Source organism: Mangrovimonas xylaniphaga, from assembly GCF_001280435.1.
GTDB lineage: Bacteria > Bacteroidota > Bacteroidia > Flavobacteriales > Flavobacteriaceae > Mangrovimonas_A > Mangrovimonas_A xylaniphaga.
Window position 1 is genome coordinate 1735479 of the sequence record NZ_LBIP01000013.1, and the last position, 17683, is coordinate 1753161.

Genomic DNA, 17683 nt, shown 5'->3' on the forward strand with positions numbered 1-17683 from the left:
TTAATCTAGGGGGATTCGGTCTTTCTGTAATCGATTGTTTCGATGAAGTGTTAAAAATATGCGACTCAGGACGTTATGTTGAAATAATTGATGAATTTAATATTGCTATTTCAACATGTTTTTTTATATTCGTCACGCTATCAGGTACAAAGGTCTAATGCCCTATGGTGCCAAAACAATTACAAACAATTTCCTGACCAAGTACGTTGTTTGTTGGACGGCTTATCCCGCCATCCGCATTTAAAAACCCATATTAATTAAACAATAACTAAAGTTAGTAATCCATTAACTAGAACTATATGCATACCAAAAATTTAAAAGTAGCCTTAGGCCTTGTATCCTTTGTGTTGGGGTTTGGCTTAAGCCTACAGATTAGAACCAATGTTGCTGAGGTTATGCCATCCTCTTTCTTTCTCAATGTATTAACCCTTATTTTTACTACTATAGGATCCCTATTAATGTACCGTCAACTTATGCGTCTTTTATATGTAAAGGCTACAGTGTAGCTTATAACTAAGTATTTAATATAGAGTAGATAGATAGAATCACAGATTTTTTACAAGAATTTGTGATGTCACCTCTTTCCATCGCCTACCTTTTGGATAGTATCCAATTGGGGAATTGTATATTTGTTAGGGCTCTTGGCCTATAACATAACTGTACATGGAAAAAACCATCTTCGAGATTAGTAAAATGGACTGCCCTTCAGAGGAGAACCTTATTCGTATGAAGCTTCAGGGCATGCCAGGTATCCAGCAACTGGATTTTGATATTCCCAATAGGGCCTTGACAGTATTCCACGAAGGCCACCTTTCCCAAATAGAGCAGGCTATTGTAGGCCTCAATTTAGGAGGGAAGCAAATTAGCAGTGAACACACCAATCAAACAGAGTTCTCCGAACACAAAGACCAGAGCAAACTGCTATGGACAGTCTTGGTCATTAACTTTGCCTTTTTTGTGGTTGAAATGACCACGGGGCTGCTTTCCAAATCGATGGGCTTGGTAGCCGATAGCCTTGATATGTTGGCCGATGCCTTTGTGTATGGCATCAGTTTGTTTGCAGTGGGCGGTACCTTGATACGCAAAAAGCGCATTGCCAAACTAGCGGGCTATTTTCAGATACTGTTGGCCCTTATTGGCTTTGCAGAAGTGCTGCGCCGTTTTTTTGGCAGCGAAAAGCTTCCAGATTTTAATACCATGATATGGGTGTCTGTTTTGGCATTATTGGCCAATGGCTACTGTTTGTACTTGCTGCAGAAGTCCAAAAGCAAGGAGGAGGCCCATATGAAAGCTAGCATGATTTTTACTTCCAACGACGTTATCATCAACCTAGGTGTGATAATAGCCGGTGCTTTGGTGCACTGGTTGCACTCCAATAAACCCGACTTGATCATTGGCAGCATTGTATTTGTTTTGGTGGTGCAGGGTGCCATTAGGATTTTGCAGTTGGGCAAGTAGGGTTTGGGAGTATTGAGGAGTTAGTATGGAGTAGTGAGATGGAGGGTGCACATTTTTTTGTGTTATCACTAGTGGCTATTGAGGTAAATAGCTCATGTTTTCAAGATGAGACCTCTATTTTTGTTTAAGATTTCGTGTATATTGCCATTAGGTTGTAAGGCTTATGCCGAAGCCATATAGAACCATTATTTAGCAAGACTACTACAAATGAATTGGGTACTATTAATTATCGCCGGACTTTTTGAAGTGGCCTTTGCGGCCTGTTTGGGAAAGGCAAAGGAGGCCAAGGGCGTGGACGTTACCTATTGGTACATTGGTTTTTTGGTGTGTTTGGCCATTAGTATGTTTCTCTTGGTTAAGGTTACCAAGCAACTGCCCATTGGTACAGCCTATGCCGTTTGGACGGGCATAGGGGCCGTTGGTACCGTATTGGTTGGCATCTTGGTGTTTAAGGAGCCCGCAACCTTTTGGAGGCTCTTCTTCATTACAACTTTAATTGCTTCCATTGTAGGGTTGAAAATCGTGTCGCATTGAGGTTATTTGCTTTTTCGGTTAATGCAATTTTAAAACGAATTCCAAAATAGTATTGTCATTATCTGCGTGGAATCTTGGATTTCATAATGGAGCACAATGCAATGAAGCATCCATGGGCAGTAGATGAGATTCCTCCTTCGTCGGAATGACAGTTGTGCTATTGCTTGATTTGTTGGCGCATCGTTGGGCTTCGTTCGATACCTTCTCAACACATATTCTTCTTTTCTAAACTCTTTTATACTTAACTAGCGCTAACTCACTTATAAACAATAAGTTGTTGATAATAAACATGGGTGTTTTGTGGTGACGTGTTGAAAATGAATATCTTAGGGTATGTTAACCAACTCAAATAAACGTTATGCAAAACCCAAGACACACAGTGCCCATTGCGGATCAGGGTCAGTTGGTATTCAACCTGAAACTGGCCCAAAAGGAAGATTGGCTTACCTCTGAAGATGTAATGGCTTTGTTGAACATTAGTTCCAGTACGCTCTACCGCTACCGAAAGGATGGGCGGATCCCCTACATAAAGTTGGGGCGGGTAATATGTTACCCTAAAAACCTTATTAATAAGTACCTGTTGCAAAACAGTATGCTGGCCCTTAAACAGGGGTCGGCGGCCTAGTGCCTTAAGAAGTATCTTTTCCCTGAGATATAGTGATGAAAGCCGAAGCCAGCAGCCAAAAACTCAAGTAATTTTGTGCTGCTGGAATTGGCATGTAAACTGGTGACGGTTTGCTTAGGTAACCGTAACGCTGCCCAGGTAACTGCTGGTGGCCGCCTCCTGTTGGTTGGCGGTAACAAAGCTGGCCCACACATACACCTCGAAGCCTGTAAAATAGGCTGGCAGGTTAAGGGTAACGCCCCCATCTCCGCGCAGGGCCACCCCCTCAAAGATTTGAAAAAACTGCCCCTCTGGCGAGTAGATTACCGCAATGCAGGCGTCTGATGCGCTGGCGTTGCCCTGTCCGCTGTTGTCTTCCCAGCTCAGGGCCAGTTGTTGGTTGGCCAAGGCTTGTACTTGCGGGGTGTCCATCCCGCGCAGGTCGCCCTTACTAATGAGTATCTTAAGGTAATCCATTTCAAAACCTTCGTCTACCGGTTCTACGGCCTCCTTAAGGTGGTAGGATACCGCTAGGTTGAACGGACTTTTGTCGCTCTGGCGCTTGCCAAAATAGGCGTTGAGCAGCCCTTGGATGGGTGTAAGGAACTTCATGACCAAGCCGAACTTTTCACGTTGTTCCAATTGTGCGTTGCTGGGTACATAATGTCCCCGAGACGGCAGACTGCGCATAATGTCCTGCCCTCTCCAGCGGACACCTACTACATTGCCCACTTTTCCTGAAAAGCCTCCTAGGATGCCTTTGTCGAGTTTTGCCATAGTTGTTATGGTTTTAGAGTTAAACTTGTTACCAATGTAGAAGCTAAATTATTGTAAAACAAGGGTCTGACGGCTTATGACCGTTCGTGACTGCTTATGACGGGTTATGATGGTTTATGACGGCCTATGACTACTTATGACCGCTTATGACTGTTTATGACTACTTATGACGCTTTATGATGCCTTATGACTGCTCAACCCAAAATTTAGGGGGTTTTGTTCGAGGATGGTTCGAGGTTTCTTCGTGTAAGGCTCTAGGCTATTTGGGCAGGAGGTACCTTGGCACGAACAACGGTGGGATGATGGTGGGGTTGTGGTAGGATTTAGTAGTTTTTTGAACCCTTTTAAGGATAATTTTTGCCAATAAAAGGCGTTTGTGGAGCATTTGTAAGGTTTTAACGAAAAGCTTGTGGTTTCTGTATTTTGTAGGGGGAATCTGTTATATTTGAATGGTTATAATAGCGGATAGGTATGTTAGATACTTAGTTCAGGTAGAGATAAATGTATATCCGTTTTCAATATGAATTAGCAACAATATTTCAATATTCCAACCATGAAAAAAATTACAATTTTAGTGTTTTTATTAATTAATAGTAGCTATTTGTTTTCGCAAAACGAATTAGAGGAGTCTTTAGTGGTTCATTATACTTTTGAAAAAAACTGTAATGACCAAAGCGGCAACAACAACCATGGATTAATTGTGGGTGGTAGCTATACATCTGATCGTAACGGGCAAGAAAATAGTGCTTGTTTATTAATTGGAGATGGTGATTGGGTAGAATTCCCAAATGTTCAAAATTTATGGGAAGATACCTGGACTTATTCTTTGTGGTTTAAGTTGGACGTATTGCCATCTACTCTTTCAGATGCCTTTTTATTGTCATATAAAGATATTTCATACGGGGAAGATGTTCATCTTTTTGTAGATGACTCAGATAATAGAATAAAAATGTTTTTTGCTGATACATTTGTTCAAGTGTCATCAAATGTTATGGTTAGTCCAGATACTTGGTATTTTGTGGCAATTGTAAATACTCCTAGCGAAAATAAATTATATGTTAATGGAGTGCTTAAGGCTGGGACGACTAAAAAATACACTACTCAATATTCGAACAATAAACTGATGATTTCATCTAATTATTCTTCTGATAATTTAAAAGGAAGAATTTTTGGGGCAATTGATGATGTAAGATTATATAACATTTCATTAAGTGAATCTGCCATTCAATCCCTATATGAATCGGATAATACTTTAAGTATTTCGGAACTCAGGTTCTCTTTAAATAATAAAGGAGTTACTGTTTTTCCTAATCCTAGCTATGGCAAGTTCTATGTTAAATCAGAAGAGAAAATTGAAGCCGTATATATTTATGACTTGAAAGGAAGCAAGGTGAAAGAAGTTAAAAACCTTAATAGTGAAATTATGGAAATTTCCGATTTGGCAAAAGGAGTCTATATTTTGTCCATAGAAAATGCTAATGGGAATTTGACAAATAAGAAATTAATTATTAGATAAGAAATGAACCCTATCATAACTATGGCACAAGTTGTGGGGTAGAGCAGGCTAATTTAGGTTTGGGTAGTGAGCAACATAACTTATTGCTAAGAGAAACAACTAAAAAATAATTTTATAAAACCAATTATATGAAACAAAGATTTGTATTACTGTTGCTTGTGATGTTATTGACCAGTTGTGGAGTATACATAAAATTTGTGGTAGACTATTCGGGAACCAACAGGCCTTATGGGAATCCGTTGATAGTAATTCCTTACGAGCGAGGGAGCACTCGTAACTTTACAAACAAGCTTAAAGAAAATATGGAAGCTAAGTTTGAGGAAGATGCCAAGCAGGTGGAAATATTGCTCTTTGAAAAAGCAAAAAAGGGCTTGACTTTAAATACCAGTGAAGGTAGAGAGGCGCAGGTGAATAGCAGTATTGTTTCTGGGAATAAAGATTTACTTTTGCTGTTCAACCCTACAAATATGCAGTACTATAATGGCGGGTTGATATCGGTAACCTATGAGTTGGTGGGGATAGATACCCAAACCAATAAAGAGGTTTGGAAGGCTACTTTTAATTCAAGCAGTTCTTTAGGTCCAGCCATGTTTGCTGAAAAGTCGGCCAAAACCATCTTTGAAAAGTTAAAGGCGGACAAGGTTATCTAGAGGTGTTTTTTATACAGTTAGTTACAAGGAGCTATTTAGGACAGATGCTTGTGTGATAACTGTATAAAGCTCAAAAAAAGAGATTGTATGAATATGCAATATTGGACACTAAAACGAACCCTAAGGACTATTTGGATAGTTACTGGAATTGTGTTTACGCTGTGGCTTTGCTATTCCATGCAGGCCCATGGAGTGGATAAGGCACTCTTAAAGAGTGATAACTTGCTGCAGTTTGAAAATACAGAGCAGTATTACTGCTATACACCCAAAGCTTCTTTTATACAGGTACTGTTCTTTTATCCTGGGGCACTTGTAGAGCCCAAATCCTATATCCCACTTTGCAGGGAATTGGCAACAGAGGGCATAAAAGTATACTTGATAAAAATGCCTTGGCGCCAGGCAACACGGGGATACAACATTCCTAAAACATTGGGTTTGTTTGACGATGCGGGCAAAACCTATATCTTGGTGGGGCATTCGCAAGGAGGGAAAATGGCGGCACAGTTTGTATATGAAAATCCAGGAGTGGTAGATCAATTGATATTGATTGGCACTACCCATCCACTGGATATCTCCTTGGGCTATGCAAAGATTCCTATTTTAAAAATCTATGGTTCTAGAGATGGCGTTTCAGACGAGGCCTCTATTATGGACAATAAAGTGCAATTGCCTACCAGCGCCCAATTTGTGAGGATAGAAGGTGGCAATCATTCCCAGTATGGGTATTATGGATTTCAGTTGGGGGATAAAAAAGCTACTATTGATAGGGAGCAGCAACAGGTAGAAACTTTGCGGGCTATGTTAACTTTTATCAATGAGTAAGCTCTTGATCGTGGAAGGTGTTTGTGTCTGTCAGTGTTTCGTGCGAGGTCGTTTTTAGTTCGCTTCGTCACATTCCCTAACAAAGTTGTAGTCCAATTGCCAAGGTTCTGGGTTATCCAGTTCCATCCTGTCTGGGGTAAGGGTGGTAATGCGGTAGGTTTGGGTTTCGGCAGCATATATGTAATTGATCCTTATGGATACTTTTTCCCCGGAAGTTGAATAGGTGCCATAGTAGGTGTTGTTACTTGCTTCAACTTTACAGGTATTGCTATTGAAAAACTCCCAAGATTCCATACTACCGTTACAGTGCCATTCTACAAACCATTTGCCTAAAATGCCCTTGTTGATATTTACGGTAATATGGGAGTCGTCTGTGTCATCAAATGCGCAGGAAAGCATTAGGAATGCTATGCATAGAATGTACTTTAAGCTATCCATAGTGTAGCATGTTGATACACTAAAATTTACGAAATATTTTGGTGCTGTGCAATATGGTGAGTACTGTGGTTTGCATAGCTATACAAGGGCACTTTTAACTTTTAATAAAGGCATGTTTTGATAATAAAACTCCTATCTATTGCGTATCTTTAAGTAAGGTTTTCAATACAATATTTAGGCATGTCAGTTTTAAACACTCTTAAACGGCTGTTGTATCCTGTTACCTTGCTCACCTTGGTAGCCCTTTTAAGTATTGGCTTGAGTATACTGGCCATTTATAAAGGGTTTGCCCTGGAGAGTCCCGCTATTATCTATCCTATTGTCGCAGTCCCAACGACGTTATTCATTCTTTGCTTGTATACTATAGACCGCTTTCTTGTAAACCGAATAAAATACTGCCAACTCATGTTAGCAGAGTTGGTATTGCTTATGGGGGGCTACTTGTGGTACGGCTATTCCAGCAGTTCCACCGACATCCATATAGAGACCGATGAAGATTATATTTTTGTGCTGTATGATGCCACAGAGAATTCTATGGACAATTTTAGCAGAAAGCGACTCTTTGGTAAAGAATGGCTTGTAACCGGCAATATTGTACATCTAAATCCGTCGCTTATTTCCAGAAACGATATCCGTATTCTACCGCCTGAGAATTGGATGGGTATTTATGAGGAGAACGGGAAATATTTTTATCAAGGCGGCTCCATTTCATATAGCTATAAGTTAAGAAGCAGGCAGGCCAATGAGTATAAGCGTACTCAGCAAACATATATTGATAGTTTGCTGACTTTGGTATTGCGTTGAGAAATGGCGTGCGAGCTTTATTGTGATGTTTATCAGTTTATTAAAGTTTATTTCGTAAGAAAGAAAGTTTCTTTTTTAGTAGAATTCATTAATTTTAGAAGGCTGTATGGTGTTGGCATTTCTTAAGCTGAACAGCCCCAACTTCTCTATGTTTTCTTAGTTTTTGCAGTTCTGTGCGGTTTGTATTAATAGCATTTGCCTTGAATTTTAGTTCCCTACGTAACGTTTTATGCAACTTTTAATACACAACCTTATGAAAACAAAGCAACAGATTTTAATCGTGGCAGTTTTGTTACTGCAAACCTTGGCATTTGGTCAGGACACCGCTTATGAATTAAGAGACATCGTAGATATGCGAGGGTCTTCTTCGGAAGAGGTTCTTAAAGATAGAGGCTACCATCTAGAAAATGTGGATAAATCCTCCAGCGGCATTTACCAGAATTGGTGGAACAGCAGAAGGCGTCAATGTGTGACCGTACGCCTTGTGGATGGCAGGGTGCGCTCCGTGGTAAAATCCCCAGATTTAGATTGTAACAAGGATGAGGGTAGCTCCAATCACTCTTCTTATAGTGATGACGACATCAATTTGTATGATCTTAGAGGGATGTCGGAATCAAGAGCTTCTACCAGATTGCAGGATCATGGGTATAAGGTGGTGAAAAGTTATGGCTCGAATGTCATTTCAATGTACTGGCAGCATAACAGGAGCGATAAATGTTTGTTGATGGTGGTAAAGGATGACGATGTGTCTTCAGTGACTAAGGTAAATTCCTCATTGTGCTCTGGGGGTAGTAGTTCAAGTAGCCATCATTCTAACAGTAGTCACCATTCCAGTCATGATAGTCGTGATTATGGTAGAGGTGTAACTCTATACAAAGATTGTGGTTTTAAAGGAGGCAACATTACTTTGGGAGAAGGGCGCTACGATCACGATGAATTGGGAATAGGAAACGATAATTTGTCATCTATTGAAGTCCCTCGCGGATATAAAATTACCATATACCAAAATGAGCGTTATGGTGGGCGCAGCAGAACCTACTATAATGATGTCAGCTGTCTAACCGATGACGATTGGAACGATAGAACCTCCAGTATTAGAATAGAAAGGGATTAAAATTTCAAAGAAAGGGCAAGTATGAGTAAGCTTTGCAAAATGATTTAAGGGAGGTTGCCTAAGCAAACACCAGCTTATTGCTGGTGTTTGTGTTAAATGGGGTAAATTGTTGATGTTGAGTATTGTAGTTTGGATGTGATATTGTAAAATGCTTATATTTAGCCTCATACATGCTAAGATTTTACAAATATGATAACGAACAATTGGAAGGAGGAGTGGAAGACCATTACCTTCGACGACAAGATTGCGGATAATGAAAAGTTTAAGATTTCCAATTATGGGCGGGTAATTAACTGCAAAGGAGACGAAGAGGTATTGGTTAACAAAACCTATATCAATGGGTATCAGAATTTACGGGTCAAACAAAAACACAGCGGAAAAGCTACTAGCCGCTATGTGCATAAACTGGTAGCACAACACTTTTTGGAACAAGGGGACGGCCTTTATGTCATTCATCTTAATTATGACAAAACCGACAATAGAGTGCTCAATTTAAAATGGGCTACCAAAAAAGAAAAGGAACGTCATCAGTTTAGCAATCCGGAATATAAAACGGGCTCTCGTAAAAGAACCTATTCCAAACTCTCAGAGGCCAAGGTAAAACTCATTAAACGTAAAATTCACGATCCCAATCGGCGTACACGCATGAAAATGATTGCCAAACAATTTGGGATTTCAGAAATGCAGTTGTATCGCATCAAAAGTGGTGAGAATTGGGGTTCGATTACCGATTATGAGAAATAATGTACTCTTGGTTTTTGGCTACATGTCTCTTGTTCATGAAATTAAGCTGTTATACAGAATGGTTTAAAATTAAGCGTTCATTTTAATCTTTAATTATCACTTAATCAGATTGTTGTGTAATTATTTTATCTTTAGGATTTTAATTCTTAAAGTCAATTTCCATGGGAAAATTAGATAATTACACAGAAGAAGAATGGCATGTAGTGGCATCCATTCCGCAGTTGGTAGGCGCTACTATGGCCAGTGCTGGATTTAGTGGTATTGTGGGGTCTGGTAAAGAGTTGTTTGCTACCGTTCGCAGTATGATGGGTGCCAAGGAAACCTACGCTAGCAATCCATTGATTACAGCCATTATTCCAGATCCGGAAGCAGCCAAAGAAGCCATGTCTGATGCCAGTGAGCAGCGCAAGCAGTTTGTAAACCGTATCAAGGAAGCTCAGGTCAATTCCAAAGAAGGTTTGGCCAATTTGGTATTGGAAGATTGTAAAAAGGCCTTGTCAATTGTAAAGGAAAAAGAATCCGAAACGGTTGTAAACGATTATAAAACTTGGCTACTAAATATTGCCGAAACCGTTGCCAATACTGCTAAGGAAGGTGGTTTTTTAGGGTTTGGTGGCGAACAGTTTAGCGAAAACGAACAGAAGTTGTTTGCAGAATTAAAGCAGGTTTTTCAATAAGTTTCCATAGGTGTTTTACATAGGGATGTTGAAGCCATTCTAGGGTGGCAGGCATAAATATGTTCTTGTGTAAGAAATTTGGTTATATTGTACACGTCTTTTAGGTGCCCCAATACCTAATGGACATTTGAATAATTTATAACCAATAAAACCTACTTATGAAACAGTTATGTATGTGGATGCTGGCATTCAGCTTCTTTTCTGCCACTGCCCAAATTTCTTTCAAAACTGGCAGTGTGCAATTGGATACCGACTTAAATACCATCAATGCACGTGCGAGTGCCGATTTTGGAGCCTTTAAAACCGATATGAAATTGTCTTACAATGTGTCTGAAAAGAGCATTGAGTATATGACGGGCAATTTGCATATGGCTTTTGGAGAAGTGTATTTGGCCCTTGAAATTGCAAAAATCACAAGAAAACCTTTAAATGATGTACTGGTTTGCTATGAAACCCATAAAAGCAAAGGGTGGGGCTATATTGCCAAACAAATGGGTATCAAGCCAGGTTCGGCAGAGTTCCATAAGCTTAAGAATAGTGCCAATTCCAAAAAGGGTAAGGGCGCTGGTAAAAAACAATCAAAAGGCAAGGGTAAAAAGCACTAGCATTTCTTCTAAAAAATGGAAATGAAACTTGTTTAGAGGTGTTTGGCTATTGATTTACGGTAGTTTGCATAAATTGAGTAACTTTGTGCGGCTCCTGTAAATCAATAGCTTATGAAACGATTAATGATTTATTGGGGGATATTTTTCTTTTGCATGGTATCTCTCCAAGCCCAACAAAAGGAGTCTTCTTTTGTGGGTACAACTGCCCCTGATTTCACTCTTAAGGACTTAAAAGGCAATACAGTTGAAATGGCTTCTTATAAAGGAAGTTATTTGGTGTTGCATATCGCCACTACTTGGTGTCCATTTTGTAATGCCGAAGCACCCTATTTGGTAGAGTTGGCCAATGAGTATGCTTCCAAAAATGTAAAGGTTTTAATTATTGATGTGAAAGAGTCTCAGGCTTTGGTGCAGGAAAAGTTGCAGGATCGGTTTGATTTTCCATTTCCCGTATTGTTGGACGAAGATGGTGCGGTAGCAGCAAGTTTTGCTCCTGAAGGGGTATTGCCGGATTTGGCTAGGGATGAGGTGATGTTGGCTTCTAATTTGTTAATAGATCCAGAAGGCAATATTCAATTTATGTCGCTTTTGGATTCCAAAAATTTTGATGCCAAACTTTTGGCTCTTAAGTCACGGCTTGATGAGCTGCTTTCAAAACATTAAGTTATTCCTTTTATTTTTCATTGGTGTTTCTTGGTCTACAAATGCCCAAATTCAATGGGTGCAAATTCAGGATACGGTATATCAGGTTCAGAAAGGAAAAAATACAATTCAACTCCAATTTTCAATTACTGAGGGCTATCATATTCAAGCTAATACTGGTGTTTTGGATTGGATATCTCCTTCTGCGTTAAACATGGAAACGAAAAATCCATTGGCTAATGTTTCAATGTATTTCCCCAAACCACATGAAATTTCCTTGATAGGTATCAAGGAGCCTTTACAAGTCTTTTCAGAGACATTAATAGTGCAACTTGAATTTTATATTGCTGAAATTCCGAAGGATTCCATTCCGTGGAAAGGAACTTTAAGCTATCAAGCTTGCGATAATAAGCAATGCTATTATCCTCGTACATTGTCTTTTATGTTGCAATTGGACCCAAATTAAAAAAGTAGGAGAATTTGTAAAACAAACCGCTTTTTTTGTAAATTAGAAGAACATAATCCCTTCCTAATAGTTTTCATCTTTAAATAAGGTGAACCAATAGTCTACCCCAAACCTTATTTTTTCCTGCTTATAAGTCTCAAATATACCGACAATTTGACCCGTTGCATTTTTAGAACGTATTCATGGGTGAGCCCTCGGAACATAAGCTTAGTCGTTCAAGGAATAAAAGTATTTTGTATTGCGGTCTTGTTATAGTATTGACAAGTGCAATTACTTTTCTTCTTGTAAAGGGGTGTGGAAAACATGAGGTAGAGCCTTTGATAGCTCCTATTGAGACCAAACTTGATGTCTATGCCCAAAATTACGATCCTACTACTTTGGGTGATTCTGAAGAAGATGCCGTCGTAAAATTGGGGTATCAATTGTTCAATCAAACCCCAAAGTACCTGGGACCTGATAATGGAAATGCCGATATGGTGTACCAAGGAAATAGGCTGGCCTGTAAAAATTGCCATCTCAATTCGGGGACCAAAGCCTATTCGGCACCATTAATAGGAATCATTCAGCGGTTTCCGCAATTCCGCGGACGCGAAAATAAAATGGGAACCATTCAAGAACGCATTAATGGTTGTTTTGAGCGTAGTATGAATGGTAAGATGCTTCCTGAGGAGAGTAAAGAAATGCAGGCTTTGGTAAAGTATTTGGAATGGTTGAGCAGATTTGCGCCAGAGGACGGGAAGATAAAAGGACAGGGATTTGTGAAGATTTTTATTCCCAATCGCGCTGTCGATCTGGAGCATGGTAAACAAGTGTTTGCAAAAAACTGTGCGGTTTGCCATACCCCAAGTGGAAAAGGAGTGATGGATGCCAATGGTTATACCTATCTATATCCGCCTTTGTGGGGAGACGACTCCTTTAATCATGGGGCAGGAATGGCTAGGGTGATTACTTCGGCTCAATTTATAAAGGCCAATATGCCTTTTGGGACGAAATATGATGCCCCTGAATTAACAGATGAAGAAGCGTACGATGTGGCAGGGTATATCAACCAACAGGAGCGTCCCCAAAAAGCCAATCCCGAGAAGGATTTTCCAGATCTTCTAAAAAAACCAGTATCTACCCCTTATCCTCCCTATGCCGATGATTTTCCTGTGGAACAACACCAAATGGGACCTTTTCAGCCCATTATGGAATACTATAAAAACACACATAACATAACCAAAAACAAATAATTATGAAAACAGCCAAAAGCAATTCAAGACGACAATTTCTAGGGGCCCTGGCCCTTGGGGCTACAGCAAGTACCCTTTCGGTACTTACCAATCCTATTTATGCCAATATTCCAATGGATGATACCAAGAAGCTTTCAGAAGCTGAGGCATGGTTCAAAAATATCAAGGGAACCCATCGCATTGTATATGATGGATCTAAGCCGCATCACGGTTTTCCTATTATTTGGAACTGGGCATATTACCTCAGTAATAACAGTATGGGGGTGTTGGATAAGGAAATGACAGCGGTTACAGTGCTACGTCATGATGCGATACCTCTGGCTATGGAAGACAAATTGTGGCAGAAATATTCCTTTGGAGACATGTTTAAGGTGAATATGAGCAGTGGTAATGCATATACCCGAAATCCGTATTATGCGCCACAGGAAGGCGATTTTCCAATGGCACAAATTGAAGGTATCAAGCGCTTGCAGGAGCGTGGTGCTTTATTTTGTGTATGCGATCTAGCCATTCAAGTGTATAGCGGGGCAGCAGCCATAAAGATGGGCTTAGACCCCAAGGAAACTTATCAGGAATGGGTAAATGGAGTGCTTCCGGGTATTCAGTTGGTGCCTTCTGGAGTGTGGGCTTTAGGTCGTGCTCAAGAAAATGGCTGTGGCTATATTTTCGCTGGGGAATAAAATATTAGGATTATGAAAGCAATCATTCAAGCAGCATGTGTCTTCCTGTTATCTACCATGGTAATGTTGGCACAGCAAACACCTGTGAAAATAGTCTTTGATGTTACCAGTCCAAATACCAAGGTGCATCAATCCACGGTTAGGCATGTAAAGGCCATGTCTCAAGCTTATCCTAATTCTAAGTTTGAAGTAGTGATGTACAGTGGGGCTATGGAAATGGTGTTAAAGGATAAATCTGTAGTGGCAGAGGAATTGGAAACATTAGCAAAAAAGGACAATGTCGATTTTGTGATTTGCCAAGGAACCATGAAGCGTTACAATGCCAAGGACTCCGATTTGATTACAGGGGTAAGGACGGTTCCAGATGGGATTTTGGAAATTGTAGAAAAGCAGCAACAAGGTTGGAGCTATATTAAAGAGGGACAGTAATTCTTAAATGAGTCATTTTTTTAAAATAATTAAGTTATGGAAACCGCAGAAATAGCGGTTTTCTTTTGAAGTAAATCGTGTAAAGTTGTATTGTGAAAACATCAATTTTTGGAACGTATCATTAAAAATTGTGTATTTTAGGCCAACCTTTTGAAGGTTTTCTTGAATAACCCTTAGAGGGATTTATATAACTTGCATGGCCTACAGAATTATTGCATTACTTTTTTTGAGTTTTATGTTTGCGTCTTTCACCGTAAAAGAACTGCCGGTTTTGGAGGAGTTGGATGAGGTGTTGGGACAAAAGGAGCTCTATATCAAAGAAAAGTATGCCACGATCGATGCTTTAAAAGATGAGGTTAAAAAGTATACACTAAGCCAGGATAACCACAATCTTTACGATACCTATTTAAAGTTGTTCAATGAATACCGATCGTTTAAGTACGATTCGGCATACCATTTTTTGGACAAGGCCAAAGCTAGGGCCTTGGTGTTGCAGGACTCCCAATTATTGGACAAGGCCAAGATCAAGGAAGGCTTTGTATTAATGTCTTCCGGTTTGTTCAAGGAGGCTTTGGATACGCTTCATAGTGTTGATGTTGGAGAGTTGGATAGAAATTCCCAGTTTCAGTATTATGCCGTTAAGGCCAGATCATACTACGACCTTGCCGATTATAACAAGGACGAACGTTTTAGCATTCATTACATCCAACAAGGCACACAATTTTTGGAAAGAGCCTTAGAGTTGGCAGAACCCAACACCAACGAATATTGGGCTACAGAGAGTTTGAAGCGCATGAAACAGCAGGATTGGGAAGGGGCCGAATTCGCCTTTAAATATTGGATTAACAATTTCCAGTTGCCATCAGAATATTATGGGATTGCCACCTCTAGTTTGGGATATATTTACTCGGAAGAAGGCTATCCGCAAAAGGCTATTGAATATTTGGCTTTGGCAGCAATTGCCGATGTGAAGCATGCTACCAAAGAAACGGTAGCCCTCAGAAACTTGGCCAATGAGCTGTTTAAAATGGGCGATTTGGAGAAGGCCAACCGCTATATTGGATTGGCCATGGAAGATGCTACTTTTTACAATGCGCGACACCGAAAAATTGAGATATCTAAAATTCTGCCTATTATCGAAAAAGCACAGTTGAATAAGGTAGAAAGCCAAAACAATAAACTGGCGAGCATTGTTATTTTATTGACAGTTCTTTCAGTAATTATTATCGTGTTTTTGGTGATTATCTTCAAACAGCTTCAGGTTCGAAATAAGTCCAGAAAAGCAATGGCCGATTCTTATGCCAAGTTGCAGGAAATGAACAAAAGTTTGAGTGAATCTGATGCGATTAAGCAGGAATACATCAAGTATTTTATTAATGCTACGTCAGATTTTATCAATAAAATAGACCACATTCAAAAGAGCACCATCCAAAAGATGATTGCCAAAAAGCATAATGAGGTCATCCCAAATTTAAAGCGGTACAATGTCAAGGAAGAACGCGAACAGTTGTTCCATCAGTTTGATGAAATCTTCCTGAAACTCTTTCCAACCTTTATTGATGACTTTAATAAACTCTTCCCTGAAGATCAAGTCACAGCTGTAAAGCGTGGCGATTTGTTAAATACCGAGCTACGTATTTTTGCACTTTACCGTTTGGGGATACAGGACAGTAGCCAAATTGCCCAATTTTTGGAACTTACCGTGTCTACAATCTATACCTACAAGGCGCGCATCAAGGCTCGATCCAATTATAAAGAGGACTTCGATGAAAAAATTATGGAAATTAGAGCTATTTAGTTCGCGTCTTTTTCGCTTTGGATTTTAGCCAAATTCGTCAACATTTCCTCGGTCATTTTCGACATGTCGAAAGAGTGTGACCAATTCCAGTCGGTCCTGGCAATAGAGTCGTCAATGCTCTTTGGCCAGCTATCGGCAATGGCCTGTCTGAAATCAGCGTTGTAAGAAATGCTGAAATCAGGAAGATGCTTTTTAATTTCTTCAGCCAATACTGCAGGGGTAAAACTAATGGCTGCAACGTTATAAGAAGAACGGATGGTAAGCTTGTCGGCGTCGGCTTGCATCAAGTCTACAGTAGCATTAATGGCATCGTCCATAAACATCATTGGCAATTCGGTTTCTTCTGAAAGGAAACATTCATAAGTCCCGTCCGCCAAAGCTTTGTGGTAGATATCCACAGCATAGTCTGTGGTTCCTCCACCAGGAAGGGTTTTCCAACTGATGATACCAGGGTAACGGATGCTTCGTACATCAACTCCATATTTGTTAAAGTAGTATTCACACCAACGCTCTCCAACTTGCTTGGTGATACCATAAACGGTGCTAGGCTCCATAACCGTATGTTGTGGCGTGTCTACTTTTGGTGTAGTAGGACCAAAAACTGCAATGCTTGAAGGCCAGAACACACGCTTGATAAAACCGTCTTTGGCTAAGTTCAATACATGGAATAGGGAGTCCATGTTCAAATCCCAAGCTTTCATTGGGTATTTTTCCCCCGTAGCACTTAGCATGGCGGCCATTAGGTAAATGGTATCGATTTGGTATTTTTCAACACAAATCTTGATCGATCCATAATCCTGTGCATCTACAATTTCAAATATCCCAGAGTTTACCACATCAAGATTGTTGTAATTGATATCGCTGGCAATCACATTGTCGTTTCCATAAATGCTACGAAGTCTCGTTGTTAATTCAGATCCTATTTGCCCGCAAGCGCCAATGATTAATATTTTTGATGACATAAACTGTAGATATTTGAATTTTTTGCAAAAGTAATAAGAATATAGTGTCCGAAAAATAGAATATTGAAATATATGTGTGCTTTAACATAAGTACTCTGAAGATTAGATTCGCTATATTTGTGACCTGATTTTAATTAGGTTAATAGCTACGAAATATGCAAATTCTAAAAACAGCCTTGTTGGGCTGCACTGTTTTTCTGGCGGTTTCCTGCGGAGGCGATTCTGAAACGCAAACCGTGATTGTAAACGAGACGAAGGTAGACCCCAACCAAATTACTTCCAAGGATATTGAAGCTCTTGATTTTACCGATTATATGCTCAATTCCAGTTCGCAGACCAAAGTGGCCGATTGGGAAAAATTACACGAATTGAATACCCAAGCCGACTTCCTGAAAAAAGGAGACTTATCGTTTTTTGCTGGTTCAGATTCTATTGTGAAGGTATTTGTAGGAGAGTTTAAGGCAGGAATTCCTGAGTCAGTAAAGACCAATGTGATCCAGGCAAGGGTGACTGCTTTGGAGACAAAACTATTAAAGTTGAACGGTGCTACCGAATTGGATAATGTGTCCAAGAAAGAGTTGCTTCAGGATATCAAGGAATTTTTGGAAGCCTTGGCTAATCTTAATCTTCAAATCAACAAAAAATTTGAAAAGGATGCCAATAACGTGGGCAGACCTGAGTAAACTTCTGGAAGAACTTCAATTTTAACATATAAAGTTCTGTTAATATGT

General features: G+C 39.8%; 22 protein-coding genes. 19 read left to right on the plus strand and 3 right to left on the minus strand.

Annotated elements, in window-relative coordinates; genetic code table 11:
• The first annotated feature begins 299 nt into the window (after positions 1 to 299).
• The 4 genes from ZA06_RS07615 to ZA06_RS07630 all read left to right on the plus strand — a co-directional run bounded on the left by ZA06_RS07615 (position 300) and on the right by ZA06_RS07630 (position 2617).
• Positions 300 to 506 (plus strand): hypothetical protein, encoded by a 207-nt coding sequence (locus ZA06_RS07615; RefSeq protein ID WP_053976767.1) that lies wholly within the window; start codon positions 300 to 302, stop codon positions 504 to 506.
• Between the two features lie 157 nt (positions 507 to 663).
• On the plus strand, positions 664 to 1458 hold the full coding sequence (locus ZA06_RS07620) for a cation transporter (protein WP_053976768.1): 795 nt from the start codon (positions 664 to 666) through the stop codon (positions 1456 to 1458).
• 207 nt (positions 1459 to 1665) lie between these two features.
• Positions 1666 to 1992: a DMT family transporter gene (locus tag ZA06_RS07625; RefSeq protein WP_053976769.1), complete on the plus strand. Its 327-nt coding sequence runs from the start codon at positions 1666 to 1668 to the stop codon at positions 1990 to 1992.
• Between the two features lie 358 nt (positions 1993 to 2350).
• Entirely contained in the window at positions 2351 to 2617 is a 267-nt protein-coding gene (locus ZA06_RS07630; protein ID WP_053976770.1) for a helix-turn-helix domain-containing protein, read from the plus strand.
• 114 nt (positions 2618 to 2731) lie between these two features.
• Here ZA06_RS07630 and ZA06_RS07635 read toward each other — a convergent pair whose 3' ends face one another.
• Positions 2732 to 3373 (minus strand): DUF6266 family protein, encoded by a 642-nt coding sequence (locus ZA06_RS07635; protein ID WP_053976771.1) that lies wholly within the window; start codon positions 3371 to 3373, stop codon positions 2732 to 2734.
• 553 nt (positions 3374 to 3926) lie between these two features.
• Here ZA06_RS07635 and ZA06_RS07640 point away from each other — a divergent pair.
• From ZA06_RS07640 to ZA06_RS07650, 3 genes are all read left to right on the plus strand, one after another.
• Positions 3927 to 4889, plus strand: a complete 963-nt coding sequence (locus ZA06_RS07640) for a LamG-like jellyroll fold domain-containing protein (protein ID WP_053976772.1) — start codon at positions 3927 to 3929, stop codon at positions 4887 to 4889.
• A gap of 128 nt (positions 4890 to 5017) precedes the next feature.
• On the plus strand, positions 5018 to 5539 hold the full coding sequence (locus ZA06_RS07645) for a hypothetical protein (RefSeq protein WP_053976773.1): 522 nt from the start codon (positions 5018 to 5020) through the stop codon (positions 5537 to 5539).
• 87 nt (positions 5540 to 5626) lie between these two features.
• Complete coding sequence (locus tag ZA06_RS07650; protein WP_082331957.1) at positions 5627 to 6361, plus strand: alpha/beta hydrolase; 735 nt, start codon at positions 5627 to 5629, stop codon at positions 6359 to 6361.
• Between the two features lie 54 nt (positions 6362 to 6415).
• Here the strand turns inward: ZA06_RS07650 and ZA06_RS07655 are convergent, their stop codons facing one another.
• Entirely contained in the window at positions 6416 to 6799 is a 384-nt protein-coding gene (locus ZA06_RS07655) for a hypothetical protein (protein WP_157503148.1), read from the minus strand.
• Between the two features lie 180 nt (positions 6800 to 6979).
• Here ZA06_RS07655 and ZA06_RS16910 point away from each other — a divergent pair, with 180 nt between their 5' ends.
• From ZA06_RS16910 to ZA06_RS07710, 11 genes are all read left to right on the plus strand, one after another.
• Positions 6980 to 7603, plus strand: coding sequence for a hypothetical protein (locus ZA06_RS16910; protein WP_157503149.1), 624 nt, complete (start codon positions 6980 to 6982; stop codon positions 7601 to 7603).
• A gap of 253 nt (positions 7604 to 7856) precedes the next feature.
• A complete protein-coding gene (locus tag ZA06_RS07665) occupies positions 7857 to 8717 on the plus strand; it encodes a hypothetical protein (protein ID WP_157503151.1) in 861 nt (286 codons plus the stop codon).
• Positions 8718 to 8906: 189 nt separating this feature from the next.
• Positions 8907 to 9461 (plus strand): HNH endonuclease, encoded by a 555-nt coding sequence (locus ZA06_RS07670; RefSeq protein ID WP_053976778.1) that lies wholly within the window; start codon positions 8907 to 8909, stop codon positions 9459 to 9461.
• Between the two features lie 161 nt (positions 9462 to 9622).
• Positions 9623 to 10138 carry a hypothetical protein gene (locus tag ZA06_RS07675; RefSeq protein ID WP_053976779.1) on the plus strand — a complete coding sequence of 172 codons (516 nt, stop codon included), beginning with the start codon at positions 9623 to 9625 and terminating at the stop codon, positions 10136 to 10138.
• 158 nt (positions 10139 to 10296) lie between these two features.
• Complete coding sequence (locus tag ZA06_RS07680; RefSeq protein WP_157503153.1) at positions 10297 to 10743, plus strand: hypothetical protein; 447 nt, start codon at positions 10297 to 10299, stop codon at positions 10741 to 10743.
• Between the two features lie 111 nt (positions 10744 to 10854).
• A complete protein-coding gene (locus ZA06_RS07685) occupies positions 10855 to 11406 on the plus strand; it encodes a peroxiredoxin family protein (protein ID WP_082331958.1) in 552 nt (183 codons plus the stop codon).
• The gene (locus ZA06_RS07690) at positions 11384 to 11851 is read left to right on the plus strand and encodes a protein-disulfide reductase DsbD domain-containing protein (protein WP_053976782.1); all 468 of its coding nucleotides are present in this window, start codon (positions 11384 to 11386) and stop codon (positions 11849 to 11851) included. The genes ZA06_RS07685 and ZA06_RS07690 overlap by 23 nt, the downstream gene beginning before the upstream one ends.
• A gap of 257 nt (positions 11852 to 12108) precedes the next feature.
• A complete protein-coding gene (locus ZA06_RS07695) occupies positions 12109 to 13083 on the plus strand; it encodes a c-type cytochrome (RefSeq protein ID WP_240472223.1) in 975 nt (324 codons plus the stop codon).
• Positions 13084 to 13085: 2 nt separating this feature from the next.
• Entirely contained in the window at positions 13086 to 13763 is a 678-nt protein-coding gene (locus ZA06_RS07700; RefSeq protein ID WP_053976784.1) for a Tat (twin-arginine translocation) pathway signal sequence containing protein, read from the plus strand.
• Positions 13764 to 13775: 12 nt separating this feature from the next.
• Positions 13776 to 14192 carry a DsrE family protein gene (locus tag ZA06_RS07705; RefSeq protein ID WP_053976785.1) on the plus strand — a complete coding sequence of 139 codons (417 nt, stop codon included), beginning with the start codon at positions 13776 to 13778 and terminating at the stop codon, positions 14190 to 14192.
• Between the two features lie 196 nt (positions 14193 to 14388).
• Positions 14389 to 15990, plus strand: a complete 1602-nt coding sequence (locus tag ZA06_RS07710) for a DUF6377 domain-containing protein (RefSeq protein WP_053976786.1) — start codon at positions 14389 to 14391, stop codon at positions 15988 to 15990.
• Here ZA06_RS07710 and ZA06_RS07715 read toward each other — a convergent pair.
• Complete coding sequence (locus ZA06_RS07715) at positions 15987 to 16952, minus strand: NAD-dependent epimerase/dehydratase family protein (protein WP_053976787.1); 966 nt, start codon at positions 16950 to 16952, stop codon at positions 15987 to 15989. The two genes, ZA06_RS07710 and ZA06_RS07715, sit on opposite strands and share 4 nt — an antisense overlap.
• A 155-nt stretch (positions 16953 to 17107) precedes the next feature.
• Between ZA06_RS07715 and ZA06_RS07720 the strand changes: the two genes are divergently transcribed.
• Positions 17108 to 17635, plus strand: coding sequence for a hypothetical protein (locus tag ZA06_RS07720; protein ID WP_053976788.1), 528 nt, complete (start codon positions 17108 to 17110; stop codon positions 17633 to 17635).
• The last annotated feature ends 48 nt before the right edge of the window (positions 17636 to 17683 follow it).

Coding starts and splice junctions, on each gene's coding strand:
- ZA06_RS07685 (WP_082331958.1), top strand. CDS start 10,855: ATGAAACGATTAATGATTTATTGGGGGATATTTTTCTTTTGCATGGTA.
- ZA06_RS07705 (WP_053976785.1), top strand. CDS start 13,776: ATGAAAGCAATCATTCAAGCAGCATGTGTCTTCCTGTTATCTACCATG.
- ZA06_RS07720 (WP_053976788.1), top strand. CDS start 17,108: ATGCAAATTCTAAAAACAGCCTTGTTGGGCTGCACTGTTTTTCTGGCG.
- ZA06_RS07675 (WP_053976779.1), top strand. CDS start 9,623: ATGGGAAAATTAGATAATTACACAGAAGAAGAATGGCATGTAGTGGCA.
- ZA06_RS07625 (WP_053976769.1), top strand. CDS start 1,666: ATGAATTGGGTACTATTAATTATCGCCGGACTTTTTGAAGTGGCCTTT.
- ZA06_RS07615 (WP_053976767.1), top strand. CDS start 300: ATGCATACCAAAAATTTAAAAGTAGCCTTAGGCCTTGTATCCTTTGTG.
- ZA06_RS07650 (WP_082331957.1), top strand. CDS start 5,627: ATGAATATGCAATATTGGACACTAAAACGAACCCTAAGGACTATTTGG.
- ZA06_RS16910 (WP_157503149.1), top strand. CDS start 6,980: ATGTCAGTTTTAAACACTCTTAAACGGCTGTTGTATCCTGTTACCTTG.
- ZA06_RS07680 (WP_157503153.1), top strand. CDS start 10,297: ATGAAACAGTTATGTATGTGGATGCTGGCATTCAGCTTCTTTTCTGCC.
- ZA06_RS07710 (WP_053976786.1), top strand. CDS start 14,389: ATGGCCTACAGAATTATTGCATTACTTTTTTTGAGTTTTATGTTTGCG.
- ZA06_RS07700 (WP_053976784.1), top strand. CDS start 13,086: ATGAAAACAGCCAAAAGCAATTCAAGACGACAATTTCTAGGGGCCCTG.
- ZA06_RS07690 (WP_053976782.1), top strand. CDS start 11,384: ATGAGCTGCTTTCAAAACATTAAGTTATTCCTTTTATTTTTCATTGGT.
- ZA06_RS07620 (WP_053976768.1), top strand. CDS start 664: ATGGAAAAAACCATCTTCGAGATTAGTAAAATGGACTGCCCTTCAGAG.
- ZA06_RS07715 (WP_053976787.1), bottom strand. CDS start 16,952: ATGTCATCAAAAATATTAATCATTGGCGCTTGCGGGCAAATAGGATCT.
- ZA06_RS07655 (WP_157503148.1), bottom strand. CDS start 6,799: ATGGATAGCTTAAAGTACATTCTATGCATAGCATTCCTAATGCTTTCC.
- ZA06_RS07640 (WP_053976772.1), top strand. CDS start 3,927: ATGAAAAAAATTACAATTTTAGTGTTTTTATTAATTAATAGTAGCTAT.
- ZA06_RS07635 (WP_053976771.1), bottom strand. CDS start 3,373: ATGGCAAAACTCGACAAAGGCATCCTAGGAGGCTTTTCAGGAAAAGTG.
- ZA06_RS07630 (WP_053976770.1), top strand. CDS start 2,351: ATGCAAAACCCAAGACACACAGTGCCCATTGCGGATCAGGGTCAGTTG.
- ZA06_RS07670 (WP_053976778.1), top strand. CDS start 8,907: ATGATAACGAACAATTGGAAGGAGGAGTGGAAGACCATTACCTTCGAC.
- ZA06_RS07665 (WP_157503151.1), top strand. CDS start 7,857: ATGAAAACAAAGCAACAGATTTTAATCGTGGCAGTTTTGTTACTGCAA.
- ZA06_RS07645 (WP_053976773.1), top strand. CDS start 5,018: ATGAAACAAAGATTTGTATTACTGTTGCTTGTGATGTTATTGACCAGT.